Source organism: Streptomyces sp. NBC_01261 (assembly GCF_036226385.1).
In the GTDB taxonomy this organism is placed as follows: Bacteria; Actinomycetota; Actinomycetes; order Streptomycetales; family Streptomycetaceae; genus Streptomyces.
The window spans coordinates 4,956,403-4,973,456 of sequence record NZ_CP108463.1; the positions used below are offsets into that span (position 1 = coordinate 4,956,403).

Annotated in this window: 13 protein-coding genes and 1 tRNA gene; 2 read left to right on the forward strand and 12 right to left on the reverse strand. The window is 67.0% G+C overall.

Features of this window, described 5'->3' with window-relative positions; genetic code table 11:
- Positions 1–14: 14 nt before the first annotated feature.
- From OG226_RS21665 to OG226_RS21715, 11 genes are all read right to left on the reverse strand, one after another.
- The gene (locus tag OG226_RS21665; protein WP_328680157.1) at positions 15–3,914 is read right to left on the reverse strand and encodes a DNA-directed RNA polymerase subunit beta'; all 3,900 of its coding nucleotides are present in this window, start codon (positions 3,912–3,914) and stop codon (positions 15–17) included.
- Positions 3,915–4,008: 94 nt separating this feature from the next.
- Positions 4,009–7,494: a DNA-directed RNA polymerase subunit beta gene (rpoB, locus tag OG226_RS21670; protein WP_328680158.1), complete on the reverse strand. Its 3,486-nt coding sequence runs from the start codon at positions 7,492–7,494 to the stop codon at positions 4,009–4,011.
- A 571-nt stretch (positions 7,495–8,065) separates the two neighbouring features.
- On the reverse strand, positions 8,066–8,446 hold the full coding sequence (rplL, locus tag OG226_RS21675) for a 50S ribosomal protein L7/L12 (protein ID WP_327407127.1): 381 nt from the start codon (positions 8,444–8,446) through the stop codon (positions 8,066–8,068).
- Positions 8,447–8,569: 123 nt separating this feature from the next.
- Entirely contained in the window at positions 8,570–9,100 is a 531-nt protein-coding gene (rplJ, locus tag OG226_RS21680) for a 50S ribosomal protein L10 (RefSeq protein WP_019055481.1), read from the reverse strand.
- Positions 9,101–9,365: 265 nt separating this feature from the next.
- Entirely contained in the window at positions 9,366–9,503 is a 138-nt protein-coding gene (locus OG226_RS21685) for a hypothetical protein (RefSeq protein WP_329349758.1), read from the reverse strand.
- Between the two features lie 268 nt (positions 9,504–9,771).
- Positions 9,772–10,713, reverse strand: coding sequence for a hypothetical protein (locus tag OG226_RS21690; RefSeq protein ID WP_329349759.1), 942 nt, complete (start codon positions 10,711–10,713; stop codon positions 9,772–9,774).
- A 158-nt stretch (positions 10,714–10,871) separates the two neighbouring features.
- Positions 10,872–11,597, reverse strand: coding sequence for a 50S ribosomal protein L1 (rplA, locus tag OG226_RS21695; RefSeq protein WP_328680160.1), 726 nt, complete (start codon positions 11,595–11,597; stop codon positions 10,872–10,874).
- A gap of 80 nt (positions 11,598–11,677) precedes the next feature.
- On the reverse strand, positions 11,678–12,112 hold the full coding sequence (gene rplK / locus OG226_RS21700; protein WP_019072313.1) for a 50S ribosomal protein L11: 435 nt from the start codon (positions 12,110–12,112) through the stop codon (positions 11,678–11,680).
- Positions 12,113–12,340: 228 nt separating this feature from the next.
- On the reverse strand, positions 12,341–13,198 hold the full coding sequence (gene nusG / locus OG226_RS21705; protein WP_329349760.1) for a transcription termination/antitermination protein NusG: 858 nt from the start codon (positions 13,196–13,198) through the stop codon (positions 12,341–12,343).
- A 77-nt stretch (positions 13,199–13,275) separates the two neighbouring features.
- A complete protein-coding gene (gene secE, locus OG226_RS21710; protein WP_019055477.1) occupies positions 13,276–13,563 on the reverse strand; it encodes a preprotein translocase subunit SecE in 288 nt (95 codons plus the stop codon).
- Positions 13,564–13,676: 113 nt separating this feature from the next.
- A tRNA-Trp gene (locus OG226_RS21715) sits at positions 13,677–13,749 on the reverse strand.
- Between the two features lie 260 nt (positions 13,750–14,009).
- Here OG226_RS21715 and OG226_RS21720 point away from each other — a divergent pair.
- Positions 14,010–15,236, forward strand: a complete 1,227-nt coding sequence (locus OG226_RS21720; RefSeq protein ID WP_328680162.1) for a pyridoxal phosphate-dependent aminotransferase — start codon at positions 14,010–14,012, stop codon at positions 15,234–15,236.
- A 130-nt stretch (positions 15,237–15,366) separates the two neighbouring features.
- Positions 15,367–16,407, forward strand: a complete 1,041-nt coding sequence (locus OG226_RS21725; protein ID WP_329349761.1) for an adenosine deaminase — start codon at positions 15,367–15,369, stop codon at positions 16,405–16,407.
- Here OG226_RS21725 and OG226_RS21730 read toward each other — a convergent pair.
- A complete protein-coding gene (locus tag OG226_RS21730; protein ID WP_329349762.1) occupies positions 16,388–17,053 on the reverse strand; it encodes a hypothetical protein in 666 nt (221 codons plus the stop codon). The two genes, OG226_RS21725 and OG226_RS21730, sit on opposite strands and share 20 nt — an antisense overlap.
- Between the last annotated feature and the right edge of the window lies 1 nt (position 17,054).

The window sequence follows — 17,054 nt, forward strand, 5'->3', positions numbered from 1 at the left end:
CGCGTTTCAGCTACTCACTGGTTGTACGGACCGTAGTCGTAGTCCTCCAGCGGTACGGCCTGGCCGGAGCCCGTGCCGAACGGCGAGTAGTCGATGTCGTCGTAGCCGACGGCCGAGTACATCGCGGCCTTGGCTTCCTCGGTCGGCTCGACCCGGATGTTGCGGTAGCGGGACAGGCCCGTACCGGCCGGGATGAGCTTACCGATGATGACGTTCTCCTTGAGGCCGATCAGGGAGTCGGACTTGGCGTTGATCGCCGCGTCCGTCAGAACCCTGGTCGTCTCCTGGAAGGACGCCGCCGACAGCCAGGACTCCGTGGCCAGCGAGGCCTTGGTGATACCCATGAGCTGCGGACGACCGGAGGCCGGGTGACCGCCCTCCTGGACCACACGACGGTTCTCCTGCTCGAAGCGCGAACGCTCGACCAGCTCGCCGGGCAGCAGCTCGGCGTCGCCGGACTCGATGATCGTCACACGGCGGAGCATCTGCCGGATGATGATCTCGATGTGCTTGTCGTGGATCGACACACCCTGCGAGTTGTAGACCTTCTGGACCTCGCCGACCAGGTGGACCTGGACGGCACGCTGACCCAGGATGCGCAGCACGTCGTGCGGGTTGGTGGCACCCACGGTGAGCTTCTGGCCCACCTCGACGTGCTCGCCCTCGCTGACCAGGAGACGGGCACGCTTCGAGATCGGGAACGCCGTCTCGTCGCTGCCGTCGTCCGGGGTGACGACGAGCTTCTTGGTCTTCTCGGTCTCCTCGATCCGCACGCGGCCCTGGGCCTCGGAGATCGGGGCGACACCCTTCGGCGTACGAGCCTCGAAGAGCTCGACGACACGGGGCAGACCCTGGGTGATGTCGTCACCGGCCACACCACCGGTGTGGAAGGTACGCATCGTCAGCTGGGTACCGGGCTCACCGATGGACTGGGCGGCGATGATGCCGACCGCCTCACCGATGTCGACCAGCTTGCCGGTGGCCAGCGAGCGGCCGTAGCACATGGCGCAGGTGCCGACGGCGGACTCGCAGGTCAGGACCGAGCGGGTCTTGACCGTCTCGATGCCGTGCTTGACCAGCTCGTCGATGAGGACGTCGCCGAGGTCGGTGTTGGCCGGGGCCAGCACCTTGCCGTCGACGGTGATGTCCTCGGCCAGCGCACGGGCGTACACGCTGGTCTCGACGTTGTCGGCCTTGCGCAGGACACCGTCCGCGCCGCGCTCCGCGATGTGCAGCTTGAGGCCGCGGTCGGTGCCGCAGTCCTCCTCGCGGATGATGACGTCCTGGGAGACGTCGACCAGACGACGGGTGAGGTAACCCGAGTCGGCGGTACGCAGAGCGGTGTCGGCCAGACCCTTACGGGCACCGTGGGTGGAGATGAAGTACTCCAGCACGGACAGGCCTTCACGGAAGGACGCCTTGATGGGACGGGGAATCGTCTCGTTCTTGGCGTTCGACACCAGACCACGCATACCCGCGATCTGACGCATCTGCATCATGTTTCCTCGGGCACCCGAGTCGACCATCATGAAGATGGGGTTGGTCTTCGGGAAGTTCGCGTTCATCGCCTCGGCGACCTCGTTGGTCGCCTTGGTCCAGATCGCGATGAGCTCCTGCGTGCGCTCTTCCTTGGTGATCAGACCGCGCTCGTACTGCTTCTGGACCTTCTCGTCCTGCGCCTCGTAGCCCTTGACGATCTCCTTCTTCGCCTCGGGAACGACGACGTCGGAGATGGCCACGGTGACACCGGAACGGGTCGCCCAGAAGAAGCCGGCCGCCTTCAGGTTGTCGAGCGTCGCCGCCACGATGACCTTGGGGTAGCGCTCGGCCAGGTCGTTGACAATCTCGGAGAGCTGCTTCTTGCCCACCGAGTAGTCGACGAACGGGTAGTCCTCGGGCAGCAGCTCGTTGAAGAGCGCGCGGCCCAGGGTCGTCTTCAGGCGGAAGGTGTCACCCTGCTGCCACTCGGGCTCGCCCTCCTCACGGACCGGCGGCACCCAGCCACGCGGCGGGATGGTGCCCACCGGGAAGCGGATGTCCACGGCCGACTGGAGCGCCAGCTCGCCACCGTCGAACGCCATCGTCGCCTCGGCCGTGGAACCGAACGCGCGGCCCTCGCCCTTGACGTCACGGAGTTCACCGTCGGTGGTGAGGAAGAACAGACCCAGCACCATGTCCTGGGTCGGCATGGTGACGGGACGACCGTCGGCCGGCTTCAGGATGTTGTTCGAGGACAGCATCAGGATGCGGGCCTCGGCCTGCGCCTCCGCGGAGAGCGGCAGGTGTACGGCCATCTGGTCGCCGTCGAAGTCCGCGTTGAACGCGGTGCAGACGAGCGGGTGGATCTGGATGGCCTTGCCCTCGACCAGCTGCGGCTCGAAGGCCTGGATGCCGAGGCGGTGCAGCGTGGGCGCACGGTTCAGCAGAACCGGGTGCTCGGCGATGACCTCTTCGAGGACGTCGTAGACGACCGTGCGACCGCGCTCGACCATCCGCTTCGCCGACTTGATGTTCTGCGCGTGGTTCAGGTCCACCAGGCGCTTCATCACGAACGGCTTGAAGAGCTCCAGCGCCATGGCCTTCGGCAGACCGCACTGGTGCAGCTTCAGCTGCGGACCGACGACGATCACGGAACGCGCGGAGTAGTCCACACGCTTGCCGAGCAGGTTCTGACGGAAGCGACCCTGCTTGCCCTTGAGCATGTCGGACAGCGACTTCAGCGGACGGTTGCCGGGGCCCGTCACCGGGCGGCCACGACGGCCGTTGTCGAAGAGCGCGTCGACGGCCTCCTGAAGCATGCGCTTCTCGTTGTTCACGATGATCTCGGGTGCGCCGAGGTCGAGAAGCCGCTTCAGGCGGTTGTTGCGGTTGATCACACGGCGGTACAGGTCGTTCAGGTCGGAGGTCGCGAAGCGGCCACCGTCCAGCTGCACCATCGGGCGAAGGTCCGGCGGGATGACCGGGACGCAGTCGAGGACCATGCCCTTGGGGCTGTTGGAGGTCTGCAGGAAGGCAGACACGACCTTCAGCCGCTTCAGCGCACGGGTCTTCTTCTGGCCCTTGCCGGTGCGGATGATCTCGCGAAGCCGCTCGGCCTCTTCGTCGAGGTCGAAGGACTCCAGGCGCTTCTGCAGCGCCGCGGCACCCATCGAACCGTCGAAGTACGTGCCGAAGCGGTCACGCAGCTCGCGGTAGAGGAGCTCGTCGCCCTCCAGGTCCTGGACCTTGAGGTTCTTGAACCGGGTCCACACCTCGTCCAGGCGGTCGATCTCGCGCTGCGCACGGTCGCGCAGCTGCTTCATCTCCCGCTCGGCACCTTCGCGCACCTTGCGGCGCACGTCGGCCTTGGCGCCCTCGGCCTCCAGCTCGGCCAGGTCGGTCTCAAGCTTCTTGGCGCGGGCTTCGAGGTCGGAGTCACGCCGGTTCTCGACCTGCTGACGCTCCACGGAGACGTGCGCCTCCAGCGAGGGCAGGTCACGCGTACGGCGCTCTTCGTCGACAAACGTGATCATGTACGCCGCGAAGTAGATGACCTTTTCGAGGTCCTTCGGGGCGAGGTCGAGCAGGTATCCCAGCCGGGACGGGACACCCTTGAAGTACCAGATGTGGGTGACGGGGGCGGCCAGTTCGATGTGGCCCATCCGCTCACGGCGCACCTTCGCGCGGGTCACCTCGACGCCGCAGCGCTCACAGATGATGCCCTTGAAACGAACGCGCTTGTACTTGCCGCAGTAGCACTCCCAGTCCCGGGTCGGACCGAAGATCTTCTCGCAGAAGAGTCCGTCCTTTTCGGGCTTGAGCGTGCGGTAGTTGATGGTCTCAGGCTTCTTGACCTCGCCGTGGCTCCACTGACGGATGTCGTCAGCGGTGGCCAGACCGATCCGGAGCTCATCGAAGAAGTTGACGTCGAGCACTATGCGTCAATCCCTCTCAGGGTTGTAAGTCTTGGGGTCTGATACGGGGGTCCTGGGGCCGGAGACCTGCGTGGCGCAGGTCTCCGGACTCCCGTCAGACCTCTTCGACGCTGCTCGGCTCACGCCGGGACAGGTCGATGCCGAGCTCCTCCGCTGCGCGGAAGACATCCTCGTCGGTGTCACGCATCTCGATGGACATACCGTCACTGGACAGCACCTCCACGTTCAGGCAGAGCGACTGCATCTCCTTGATGAGCACCTTGAAGGACTCGGGGATGCCGGGCTCGGGGATGTTCTCGCCCTTGACGATGGCCTCGTAGACCTTCACGCGGCCGGTCACGTCGTCGGACTTGATCGTCAGCAGTTCCTGGAGGGCGTAAGCGGCGCCATAAGCCTCAAGCGCCCACACCTCCATCTCGCCGAAGCGCTGACCACCGAACTGCGCCTTACCACCCAGCGGCTGCTGGGTGATCATCGAGTACGGACCGGTCGAACGGGCGTGCAGCTTGTCGTCGACCAGGTGGTGCAGCTTCAGGATGTACATGTAGCCGATCGAGACCGGCTCCGGGAACGGCTCGCCGGAGCGGCCGTCGAACAGGTTGGCCTTGCCGGAGGGCTTGACCAGCCGGTCGCCGTCGCGGTTCGGGATCGTGGCCTGGAAGAGACCGGAGATCTCGTCCTCGCGGGCACCGTCGAAGACCGGGGTCGCGACGTTGGTACCCGGCGCGACCTGGTCGGCGCCGATGACCTGAAGGCGCTTCGCCCAGTCCTCGCTGAAGCCGGAGACGTCCCAGCCGCGGCTGGCGAGCCAGCCGAGGTGGATCTCCAGGACCTGTCCCGGGTTCATTCGGGACGGGACACCCAGCGGGTTCAGGATGATGTCGACCGGGGTGCCGTCCTCAAGGAACGGCATGTCCTCGATCGGCAGGATCTTGGAGATGACACCCTTGTTGCCGTGGCGGCCGGCCAGCTTGTCGCCGTCGGTGATCTTGCGCTTCTGCGCAACATACACCCGGACCAACTGGTTGACGCCGGGCGGCAGTTCGTCGCCCTCCTCGCGGTCGAAGACGCGGACGCCGATGACCTTGCCGATCTCGCCGTGCGGCACCTTCAGCGAGGTGTCGCGCACCTCGCGCGCCTTCTCACCGAAGATCGCGCGGAGCAGGCGCTCCTCGGGGGTCAGCTCGGTCTCGCCCTTGGGCGTGACCTTGCCGACGAGGATGTCGCCGGCGACGACCTCGGCACCGATACGGATGATGCCGCGCTCGTCGAGGTCGGCGAGGACCTCCTCGGAGACGTTCGGGATGTCCCGGGTGATCTCCTCGGGGCCCAGCTTGGTGTCACGGGCGTCGACCTCGTGCTCCTCGATGTGGATCGAGGAGAGGACGTCGTCCTGTACGAGGCGCTGCGACAGGATGATCGCGTCCTCGTAGTTGTGACCCTCCCAGGGCATGAACGCCACGAGCAGGTTCTTGCCGAGCGCCATCTCGCCGAACTCGGTCGCCGGGCCGTCGGCCAGCACCTGGCCGGCGATGACCCGGGCGCCCTCGTCCACGACAACCTTCTGGTTGACGGAGGTGCCCTGGTTGGAACGGGAGAACTTCGCGAGGCGGTACGTGGTGTACGTGCCGTCGTCGTTGGCGGTGGTGATGTAGTCCGCGGAGACCTCCTGGACCACACCGTCCTTCTCCGACTTCAGGACGTCACCGGCGTCGACCGCGCAGCGGTACTCCATACCGGTGCCGACCAGCGGCGCCTCGGACTTGATGAGGGGCACGGCCTGACGCATCATGTTCGCGCCCATGAGGGCACGGTTGGCGTCGTCGTGCTCCAGGAAGGGGATCATCGCGGTCGCGACGGACACCATCTGGCGCGGGGAGACGTCCATGTAGTCGACGTCGTCACCGGGGACGTAGTCGACCTCTCCGCCACGACGGCGGACCAGGACGCGGGACTCCTCGAACCGGAAGTCGTCGCCCAGCGGCGCGTTGGCCTGCGCGATGACGAATCGGTCCTCTTCGTCGGCGGTCAGGTAGTCGACCTCGTCGGTGACGACACCGTCGGTGACCCGGCGGTACGGCGTCTCGACGAAACCGAACGCGTTGACCCGGCCGTAGGAGGCGAGCGAGCCGATCAGGCCGATGTTCGGGCCTTCAGGGGTCTCGATCGGGCACATGCGGCCGTAGTGCGAGGGGTGCACGTCACGGACCTCGAAGCCGGCCCGCTCGCGGGAGAGACCACCCGGGCCAAGAGCCGACAGGCGGCGCTTGTGGGTGAGACCCGACAGCGGGTTGTTCTGGTCCATGAACTGCGACAGCTGGCTGGTGCCGAAGAACTCCTTGATGGAGGCGACGACCGGCCGGATGTTGATCAGGGTCTGCGGCGTGATCGCCTCGACGTCCTGGGTCGTCATCCGCTCGCGGACGACTCGCTCCATACGCGCCAGGCCCGTACGGACCTGGTTCTGGATGAGCTCGCCGACGTTGCGCAGACGACGGTTGCCGAAGTGGTCGATGTCATCGGTCTCGACGACGATCGTCGTGCCGTTGTCCCCGACCGTCTCGGTCTCGCCGGCGTGCAGCTTCACCAGGTACTTGATCGACGAGATGATGTCCTCGACGGTCAGCACACCGGCGTCCAGCGGGGCCTCGCTGCCCAGCTTCTTGTTGACCTTGTAGCGGCCGACCTTGGCGAGGTCGTAGCGCTTCGGGTTGAAGTAGAGGTTCTCAAGAAGCGTCTGCGCGGCCTCGCGGGTCGGGGGCTCGCCCGGACGCAGCTTGCGGTAGATGTCGAGGAGCGCGTCGTCCTGGCCCTGGGTGTGGTCCTTCTCCAGGGTGGCGCGCATGGACTCGTACTCGCCGAACTCCTCCAGGATCTGCTCGGTCGTCCAACCGAGAGCCTTGAGCAGGACGGTGACGGACTGCTTGCGCTTGCGGTCGATGCGGACACCGACCATGTCGCGCTTGTCGATCTCCATCTCCAGCCAGGCACCCCGGGACGGGATGACCTTGGTGGAGAAGATGTCCTTGTCGGACGTCTTGTCGATCGAGGAGTCGAAGTAGACGCCCGGCGAACGGACCAGCTGCGACACGACGACACGCTCGGTGCCGTTGATGACGAAGGTGCCCTTGTTGGTCATGAGCGGGAAGTCGCCCATGAAGACCGTCTGGGACTTGATCTCGCCGGTCTCGTTGTTGGTGAACTCAGCGGTTACGAAGAGCGGGGCGGCGTACGTGAAGTCGCGCTCCTTGCACTCGTCGATGCTGTTCTTGGGAGGTTCGAAACGGTGGTCGCGGAAGGTCAGCGACATCGACCCGGAGAAGTCCTCGATCGGAGAGATCTCCTCGAAGATCTCCTCCAGACCGGACTTCGTGGGGACGTCCTGACCCGACTCCAGAGCCGCCTCGACCCGACTCTGCCAGGCGGAGTTGCCGAGCAGCCAGTCGAAGCTCTCGGTCTGCAACGCGAGCAGGTTGGGAACCTCGAGGGGCTCCTTGATCTTTGCAAAGGAGATGCGCAGCGGGGCGGTGCTGGCGCCGTTGTTCATATTCGCGGTCGAGGCAGTGCGCGAGGCGGCCAAGAGGGGGTCCTTCCGAGGGCTCGGACTCACTACGCGCGTACCGGCCCCTCGCAGGGGCAAAGAGACATGGACTTCCTGAGACGGCCCGGAAAGGCCAGGTCAGAGTTGGTCCGGTCATCGATGCTCAAGTGAGGGCATGCCCCTGGTGACGGGCAGGGAGCAGCTAACAGGCAGCGCAAAGGGTCAGTGTAGCCACTTGGCGCACTGATGTCCAGCCCCGCTTTTTTGAGACCCTCGTCGTGCTCAACACCCTCGGCAAGCTCACGTCCTCAACGCGTTGATACTGCCCTCTTCGCCGCCGATCCATGCCTCGGATTCGGATCGTTGTGACGACGCGTCCTGAGAATTGCGCGCTGCGTGCGGTTCGTCAAGGCCTCCATGGCCTACACCACATGCCACCAGGGATGCTCGGAGGCCCGAAGAAGATCACCATACTCCGCGAACCCCTGATCGCAAGGCTGCCGCTCACCCGACCCAGGAACGCCGAAGAGCGACCACCCAGATGGATGATCGCTCTTCAGTGCTGAGGCGTTACAAGGTCCTTGGGACCTCGTTCACGACCTCGACGGTGTTACTTGACCTCGACCGAGGCGCCGGCGCCCTTGAGGGACTCGGCGGCCTTCTCGGCGGCGTCCTTGGCGACCTTCTCGAGGACCGGCTTCGGAGCGCCGTCCACGAGGTCCTTGGCCTCCTTGAGACCCAGCGAGGTCAGCTCACGCACGACCTTGATGACCTGGATCTTCTTCTCGCCGGCGCCGGTGAGGATGACGTCGAACTCGTCCTGCTCCTCAGCGACCTCGGCAGCGGCGGCCGGGCCGGCCGGCGCAGCGGCGACCGCGGCGGCGGCGGTGACGTCGAACTTGTCCTCGAACGCCTTCACGAACTCGGAAAGCTGGATGAGGGTCATCGTCTCGAACTCGGCGAGCAGTTCGTCCTGGGTGAGAGCCACGATGGCTTCCTTCCACTAATTTCGGCTGGTGCCGGTGTGTACATGTCTGGCGGGCGTACGTTCGGCCCGCTACGACCGTTGCCGTGGGGCGCGGAGCCTCAGGCGGCGGTCATGCTGCGAGCCGAATTACTCGGCACCGCCCTGCTCTTCTTGCTTGGCGCGAAGGGCGTCCACCGTGCGGACGAGCTTCGACGGAAGCGCCTGGAAGAGCTGCGCAGCCTGAGTCTGCTTGCCCTTGAAGGCACCCGCCAGCTTGGAGAGCAGAACCTCGCGGGACTCAAGGTCCGCGAGCTTCTTGATCTCGTCGGCGGACAGCGCCTTGCCGTCAAGGACACCGCCCTTGATGACGAGGTTCGGGTTGTCCTTGGCGAAGTCACGAAGACCCTTCGCCGACTCCACCGGGTCACCGGTGATGAAGGCGACCGCCGTCGGACCGTTGAACAGGTCGTCGAGCGTAGAGATCCCGGCCTCGTTGGCCGCAATCTTGGTCAGCGTGTTCTTCACCACGGCGTACTGGGCGTTCTCACCGAGCGAACGACGCAGCGTCTTGAGCTGCGCCACGGTGAGACCCCGGTACTCGGTCAGCACGGCGGCGTTCGAGTCGCGGAACTGGTCCGCGAGCTCGGCTACCGCGGCAGCCTTGTCGGGCCTTGCCATAGAGCGTCGGCCTCCTTCCGGGTGATGAGGACCGCTCAGAAGGGGCTGGGACAGAAAAAACGCCCCGGCGCAGGCGCACGGGGCGTAGCTCGACCGGAAACAGCATTTCCGGGAACACATCCAGTTCACCTGCGCGGGTCGTCCACTGTTCAGCGGATCCTTCGGTCACCACACCCTTTGACAGGCACGGCAACGACCAGCGGTCTTTGGCTTCTGGACCACCGTACGCGAGCGCCACGGACGGAAGCAAATCCGCCCGTACGGCTCAGCCCCGGGCATCCTTCATCAGCTCGGCGACCGTCATGTCGAGCGCGCCCTTGTCACCCTCACCGCGCATCCGGAACGGCCTGGTGCGGCCGTCGCCGTCGACCCGCAAGTCCAAGGTCAGCCCACCGGCGCCCATCCCCGCGCACCGCTCGACGCTCGCCTCGCGCCGCTCCCCGGTGACCTTGACATCGGCGAGGGCGACCTTGCCGACGTACAGCGCCGCCCGGCCCTTGCCGGCGCCCTTCTCGGTCTCCTTCGCCGCCGTAGCGAAGGCGACGAGCAGGGCGGCGAGCCCGGCGAATTCCCGTGCGCCTCGGCAAGCTCCCGTTGGCCCCCCGAAGTCTCTTGGCCCCGACCGGAGTCGGCCCTGGCCGGACTCGCGCCCGGCCGGAGTTGTCGTCCGCTCAGGAGCTCGTGCCGGACCCCGTCGCCGTGTCGGCGCTGCCCGGTGTCAGGCCCTGCTGCTTCAGCAGGGCCGTGAAGTCCTCGGTGTCGCTCGCCGGGGGCACGGTCGCGTCGACCTTCACGCCGTAGTCGCTGTAGTAGGCGGTCTGGCTGTACTGGCCCGAGGACATCTGGCCCTTCTCGACCTTCTTGACCAGCAGGTTCTGGGCGTCGACCCAGATGTCGACCTGCTCCGTGGTGACGCCGGCCGCGGTGAGCTGCTTCTTGAGGCCGGCGAGCTGGCTGGCGGTGAGGTTGGAGTTCTTGGCGGCGAGGTCGGCGACGTTCACCGTGCCCGAGTAGTGCGTGGCCTGCCGGCCGCGGACCGACTCCGTACCGACCTTCTTGACGTCCCCGGAGGCGAGCAGGAGCTTCACCGACTGGTTCGGCGTCGAGTTCTGCATCTGGTCCTTGAGGTACGCGCCGGAGCTGCCGCCGAGCTTGGCCAGGTCGTCGTACGCGTACTTCAGCCAGTGCTTGCCGCCCGCCTGCTCGGCGAACTTGTCGCCCATCTTCGCGTAGTAGGCGTCGGGCAGATAGCGGGCCTCCATCGACGTGCTGCCGGCCGCGCGCATCGTCTGGGCCATCGTGCCGCCGGTGTACGTCATCGTGAGGACGCCGGTGATGCCGTCGCCCCAGCCGAGGCTGCCCTTGGCGTCCATGGACATCAGGGAGCCCATCACGGTGGAGGACTCGACCTTCGCGGAGTCCGCCTTGTCGGTGGACTGCTCGGCGCTGCGCAGGGCCGCTATGGGGCTCACCCGGGTCGAGCCCTTGCCCACGGCCTTGTCGTCCTTGCCGGAGCCCCCGGAGGACCCCGAGGAGCCGCAGGCGGCCACCGAGGCCAGCGCGGTGGCCATCGCGATCGAGAGACCCACCCGGCGCACGGTCGTGCTCTTCATTCGTCCCCACCCCTATGCGATTGCTGTGCCTGCCGGAAACGCTAGCGCAGCGCACTGACACCCCGTCCGAAAAGAGGACGAGCCCCGCAACCCGAAGGTTGCGGGGCTCGCTGAATCCTGACGCGCGCTGGACGCGGCTACCGGAGTGAGCGCGGGGCTCAGACGGAGGCCGGGTCCTCCTCGACGAGGAGGTTGCGGGTGCGGTTCGGGTCGAGCGGAACGCCGGGGCCGATCGTGGTGCTGATCGCGGCCTTCTTGATGTAGCGACCCTTGGCGGCGGACGGCTTCAGACGGAGGATCTCGTCCAGGGCCGCGCCGTAGTTCTCCACCAGCTGGGTGTCGTCGAAGGACGCCTTGCCGATGATGAAGTGCAGGTTCGAGTGCTTGTCGACGCGGAACTCGATCTTGCCGCCCTTGATCTCGTTGACGGCCTTGACCACGTCCGGCGTCACGGTGCCGGTCTTGGGGTTCGGCATCAGACCACGGGGACCGAGCACGCGGCCCAGGCGGCCGACCTTGCCCATGAGGTCCGGGGTGGCGACGACGGCGTCGAAGTCCAGCCGGCCCTTCGCCACCTCGTCGATGAGTTCGTCGGAACCGACGATGTCGGCGCCCGCGGCGAGCGCGGCCTCGGCACGGTCACCGGTCGCGAAGACCAGGACCCGGGCGGTCTTGCCGGTGCCGTGCGGGAGGTTCACGGTGCCACGGACCATCTGGTCCGCCTTGCGCGGGTCGACACCCAGACGGAAGGCGACCTCGACGGTGCCGTCGAACTTGGAGGTGGAGGTCTCCTTGGCGAGACGGACGGCCTCGAGCGGGGCGTAGAGCTTCTCCCGGTCGATCTTGGCGTCCGCAGCGCGGAGAGACTTGCTGCGCTTGCTCACTACTGCTCCTGTGTGTGTTCTTGAGGAGTCGTGGTGTGGGCCGAGCAGGCCCTGCCACGGTCTTTCCTACGAGGTGAAGGTCAGCCCTCGACCGTGATGCCCATGGAACGGGCGGTGCCGGCGATGATCTTCGACGCGGCGTCCAGGTCGTTGGCGTTCAGGTCGGGAAGCTTGGTCGTGGCGATCTCACGGACCTGCGCCTGGGTGATCTTGGCGACCTTGGTCTTGTGCGGCTCGCCCGAGCCCTTCTCGACACCGGCGGCCTTGAGGATCATCTTGGCGGCCGGCGGAGTCTTGGTGACGAAGGTGAAGGAGCGGTCTTCGTAGACCGTGATCTCCACCGGGATCACCCAGCCACGCTGCGACTCGGTCGCCGCGTTGTAGGCCTTGCAGAACTCCATGATGTTGACGCCGTGCTGACCGAGCGCGGGGCCGACCGGCGGGGCCGGGTTCGCCGCACCGGCGTTGATCTGGAGCTTGATGAGCCCCGTGACCTTCTTCTTCTTGGGAGGCATTGCTCTCCGGGTCCTCTCGTTCGGGTCCTGCCTGCACCCGGGTTGTTCTCCCGCACGCAGGCATACCGCACAACAATAACGGGTAAGGGGCCGTGCCCAAAAACGAGAAAGGTCAGGGGGTCCACTGGGAACCCGCCTGACCTGACCCACCAGGGGCGCGAGGCTGTGTCGATATGCGACTACCGTCGCGTGGTCGCGACCAGCCCCCACGCACGCGCAGCCGAAGTACTAGTTCTTCTGGATCTGGTCGAACGAAAGCTCCACCGGCGTCTCGCGGCCGAAGATCTCGACGAGACCCTTGACCTTCTTCGAGTCGGCGTTGATCTCGTTGATGGTCGCCTGCAGCGTCGCGAACGGACCGTCGGTGACGGTGACCGAGTCGCCGACCTCGAAGTCCAGCACCTGGACCTCGACCTTGCGCTGCGGAACGGGCTTGCCCTCGGCCTCGGCCGCCTCGCGCGCGGCCTTCTCCTCGGCCTCCGGGGCGAGCATCTTGACGATCTCGTCCAGGGTCAGCGGGTACGGGTCGTAGGCGTTGCCCACGAAGCCGGTGACACCGGGGGTGTTGCGGACGACGCCCCAGGACTCGTTCGTCAGGTCCATGCGGACCAGGACGTAGCCCGGGAGCTTGTTCTGCTTGATCGTCTTGCGCTCGCCGTTCTTGATCTGCGCGACCTCTTCCTGCGGCACCTCGGCCGCGAAGATGAAGTCCTCGACGTTCAGCGAGACGGCGCGCTGCTCCAGGTTGGTCTTCACGCGGTTCTCGTAACCGGCGTACGTGTGGATGACGTACCACTCGCCGGGCAGGAGACGCAGTTCCTCACGCAGGGCGACGACGGGGTCGACGGGCTCGGCCGGTTCGGCCTCTTCCTCGTCGTCCTCGGCCGTGGCCTCGTCGTCCAGGTCCTCGGTCGCTTCCGCGTCCTCGTCCTCGACGTGTACGGCGACTTCCTCGGCCGGCTCGCCCGCGTCGGCGTCCGCAGCCTCGACCTCGTCCAGCTCCTCGTCCGCGCCCTCGACGATGTCGAGTTCGTCTTCCACGGACTCGTCCGGCTCGACGGCCTCGTTCAGGTTCGGGTCAGACACGTGGCTGCTTCTTCCTGGATACATGGGGGTGGAACACGCGAAAGGGGCGCCGGTCAAGGCGCCCTTCGCTTCCGGCCTCAGCCGAAGACGTACTTCGCGGCGTGATTGAGTCCATAGTCAATCACGGTCACGAGACCGATCATGATGACGACGAAGACGATGACGACCGTCGTGTACGTCGTCAGCTGGTTACGGGTCGGCCAGACGACCTTGCGGAGTTCCGCGACGATCTGGCGGTAGAAGATGCCGAGGCGCTTCAGCGGGCCCTTCTTGGCGCGCTTGCCACCCTTGCGGGCCTTCTTCTTGGACTCCGACACCTCGTCCTGGGCATCAGGCATGTCGATGGAGCCCACGGCGTCCGCCATTCATCCTCACCTGTTCCCGGGTCGTGGCCGTGCCGCGCCCGGTCTGAGCCGCACGGCGGTGCATTGCTGTACGTACATGCGCTGCGCACACATCCTGGTGAAGGTGTGTGTAGCAGGGCCGGAGGGACTTGAACCCCCAACCGCCGGTTTTGGAGACCGGTGCTCTACCAATTGAGCTACGACCCTTTGTGACGTCCCCAACGTACCGCATCCGCCCGAGTGCTCGGTGTGCACCTGATAGGGCGCGGCTGTTGAAGGCCAACGAGCTAGGAGTGTACGTGCTCCGGGGCCGGTCGTCGAACAGAAAGTGCCTGTCCGGGGATTGCCGGAGGAAGATCGCCCAGGCCGGGGCGGGAATCCGGACGGTTGTTCAACGCTCGCCCGATCCTGTTCAGTCTGTGAAACCGGTGTGCCGGGCGGGTTTCCGGTCTGAAACGATGGGCCCCATGAGCGCCTCAACCCCTCCCACCGAGCGCCGGGTCTCCGCCCGAGTCGGCGCGATCTCCGAGTCCGCCACCCTCGCCGTGGACGCCAAGGCAAAGGCCCTCAAGGCCGCCGGACGTCCGGTGATCGGCTTCGGCGCGGGTGAACCGGACTTCCCGACCCCGGACTACGTCGTCCAGGCCGCCATCGAGGCCTGCTCGAACCCCAAGTACCACCGCTACACCCCGGCCGGCGGTCTGCCGGAGCTGAAGGCCGCGATCGCCGCGAAGACGCTGCGCGACTCGGGCTACGAGGTGGACGCCTCGCAGATCCTGGTCACCAACGGCGGCAAGCAGGCCATCTACGAGGCCTTCGCCGCGATCCTCGACCCGGGCGACGAGGTCATCGTCCCGGCGCCGTACTGGACGACGTACCCGGAGTCGATCCGGCTCGCGGGCGGTGTCCCCATGGACGTCGTCGCCGACGAGACGACCGGGTACCGCGTCACGGTCGAGCAGTTGGAGGCGGCCCGCACCGAGAACACCAAGGTCGTCCTCTTCGTCTCGCCGTCCAACCCGACCGGCGCCGTCTACAGCGAGGCCGAGGCCGAGGCGATCGGCCGCTGGGCCGTCGAGCACGGCCTGTGGGTCATGACGGACGAGATCTACGAGCACCTCGTCTACGGCGACGCCAAGTTCACCTCGCTGCCCGCGATCCTCCCGGAGCTGCGCGACAAGTGCATCGTGGTCAACGGCGTCGCCAAGACGTACGCCATGACCGGCTGGCGGGTGGGCTGGATCATCGGCCCGAAGGACGTCGTCAAGGCCGCGACCAACCTCCAGTCGCACGCCACCTCGAACGTCTCCAACGTGGCCCAGGTCGCCGCGCTGGCCGCCGTCTCCGGTGATCTGACGGCCGTGGCGGAGATGCGCGAGGCCTTCGACCGCCGCCGTAAGACGATCGTGCGGATGTTGAACGAGATCGACGGCGTGCTCTGCCCGGAGCCCGAGGGCGCGTTCTACGCGTACCCGTCGGTCAAGGCGCTGCTCGGCAAGGAGATCCGCGGCAAGCGCCCGCAGGACTCGGTCGAGCTGGCCGCGCTGATCCTGGAGGAGGCGGAGGTCGCGGTCGTCCCGGGCGAGGCCTTCGGGACCCCCGGTTACCTGCGGCTGTCGTACGCCTTGGGTGACGAGGACCTCGTCGAGGGCGTCAGCCGTATCCAGAAGCTGCTGGCGGAGGCCAAGGACTGACGTTCCTCGTGCTCCACGCGCGTGTGCGGGCCGTTTCCCTCCGGGGAGGCGGCCCGCTGCTTTGTGCGAGCAAGACCACGATCGAGGAAAGTGGTACCGGAACGGCGGAAACGTACGGCAGGATTCCCAGATGGAGCGTGTACGTGATGTCGCTGAACTGCCGAAAGCCCATCTGCACCTGCACTTCACCGGGTCGATGCGGCCGACCACCGTGCTGGAGCTCGCCGACAAGTACGGCGTACGCCTGCCCGACGCCCTGACCGAGGCGCTGACCAGCGGGGAGCCGCCGAGGCTGCGGGCGACGGACGAGCGGGGCTGGTTCCGTTTCCAGCGGCTGTACGACGCGGCGCGGTCGTGCCTGCGGGAGCCCGAGGACATCCAGCGGCTGGTCCGCGAGGCCGCCGAGGAGGACGTCAGGGACGGCTCGGGCTGGCTGGAGATCCAGGTGGACCCGACGTCGTACGCCCCGCGCCTGGGCGGGCTGATCCCGGCGCTGGAGGTGATCCTGGACGCGGTGGAGACGACCTCCCGCGAGACCGGGCTCGGGATGCGGGTGCTGGTGGCCGCGAACCGGATGAAGCACCCCCTGGACGCGCGCACGCTGGCCCGGCTGGCCGTGCGGTACGCGGACCGTGGAGTGGTCGGTTTCGGCCTCTCGAACGACGAACGTCGCGGTATGGCACGGGACTTCGACCGGGCCTTCGCGATCGCCCAGGAGGGCGGTCTGCTGTCGGCGCCGCACGGTGGCGAACTGGCCGGCCCGGCCTCGGTGCGGGACTGCCTGGACGACCTGCACGCGACCCGGGTCGGCCACGGGGTGCGCGCGGCGGAGGACCCGCGGCTGATGAAGCGGCTCGCCGACCGGGGCATCACCTGCGAGGTGTGCCCCGCGTCGAACGTGGCCCTGGGCGTCTACGAGAAGCACGAGGACGTCCCCCTGAGGACCCTCTTCGAAGCGGGCGTCCCGCTGGCCCTCGGCGCCGACGACCCCCTCCTGTTCGGCTCCCGGCTGGCCGCCCAGTACGAGATCGCCCGCCGCCACCACTCCTTCTCGGACCGCGAACTGGCCGAACTGGCCCGGCAGTCGGTCCGCGGATCGGCCGCCCCGGAGGACATGAAGACCAAGCTCCTGTCGGGCGTCGACGACTGGCTCAGTGCCCCGGTCTCTTGAAGTGGGCGTAGGGCGGATACGGCTTGAAACAGATCGCGAGCTCGGGGTGGCGCGAGCCGTCCCGGTAGGGGACCAGTTCGCCGCCCAGGGAGGTCATGAACGCCGACCGCCCCTTGACGACCCCCTTCTCCCGCGGCCCCCAGCCGGCCGCGTAGGCGAAGGACATGGCGGTGGCGGCGAGGACGTCACGGTCGCCGATGAGGAAGTACGTACGCGCGCGCGTGGTGTGCCGCAACTGTCCACGGTCGTACGGCCGCTCCTCCCACGCGCGCGCGTGGCGCTCGGTACGGGCCTCGTCCGTGCGCACGGTGAGCGGCGTACCGTGCCCCAGCGCGCGGCGCAGTTCGGGCCACTTGGAGGGGCGCAGGCCCGCCTCCTGGTGCGCCACGACCAGATCGACCAGTTCCCCGCACCCCTCGTCGGGCGGCACCCCGTCCCGCAGCGGGACGTGCACGACGGTGTGCCGGGAGTACGCGGCGAACGAGAACAGCCCGGCCAGCCGGCTCAGCCCGTCGTGGTCCCCCAGGAGCATCCCGTACGGCGCCGGGTCGCGCAGTGAGGTGTGGCGCAGGGGTTGCCCGGGCTGGACGACACGGTGTTCGTGCGGGCCGAACCGGGGTCTGAACTGGCGGAGTCTCAGCTCCATA

What these genes read in the sequence shown, in the direction of transcription:
- rplJ (WP_019055481.1), bottom strand. Translation starts at nt 9,100, where the DNA reads ATGGCAAGGCCCGACAAGGCTGCCGCGGTAGCCGAGCTCGCGGACCAG.
- OG226_RS21685 (WP_329349758.1), bottom strand. Translation starts at nt 9,503, where the DNA reads ATGGGCGCCGGTGGGCTGACCTTGGACTTGCGGGTCGACGGCGACGGC.
- OG226_RS21690 (WP_329349759.1), bottom strand. Translation starts at nt 10,713, where the DNA reads ATGAAGAGCACGACCGTGCGCCGGGTGGGTCTCTCGATCGCGATGGCC.
- rplK (WP_019072313.1), bottom strand. Translation starts at nt 12,112, where the DNA reads ATGCCTCCCAAGAAGAAGAAGGTCACGGGGCTCATCAAGCTCCAGATC.
- secE (WP_019055477.1), bottom strand. Translation starts at nt 13,563, where the DNA reads ATGGCGGACGCCGTGGGCTCCATCGACATGCCTGATGCCCAGGACGAG.
- OG226_RS21720 (WP_328680162.1), top strand. Translation starts at nt 14,010, where the DNA reads ATGAGCGCCTCAACCCCTCCCACCGAGCGCCGGGTCTCCGCCCGAGTC.
- OG226_RS21725 (WP_329349761.1), top strand. Translation starts at nt 15,367, where the DNA reads ATGGAGCGTGTACGTGATGTCGCTGAACTGCCGAAAGCCCATCTGCAC.
- OG226_RS21730 (WP_329349762.1), bottom strand. Translation starts at nt 17,053, where the DNA reads ATGGAGCTGAGACTCCGCCAGTTCAGACCCCGGTTCGGCCCGCACGAA.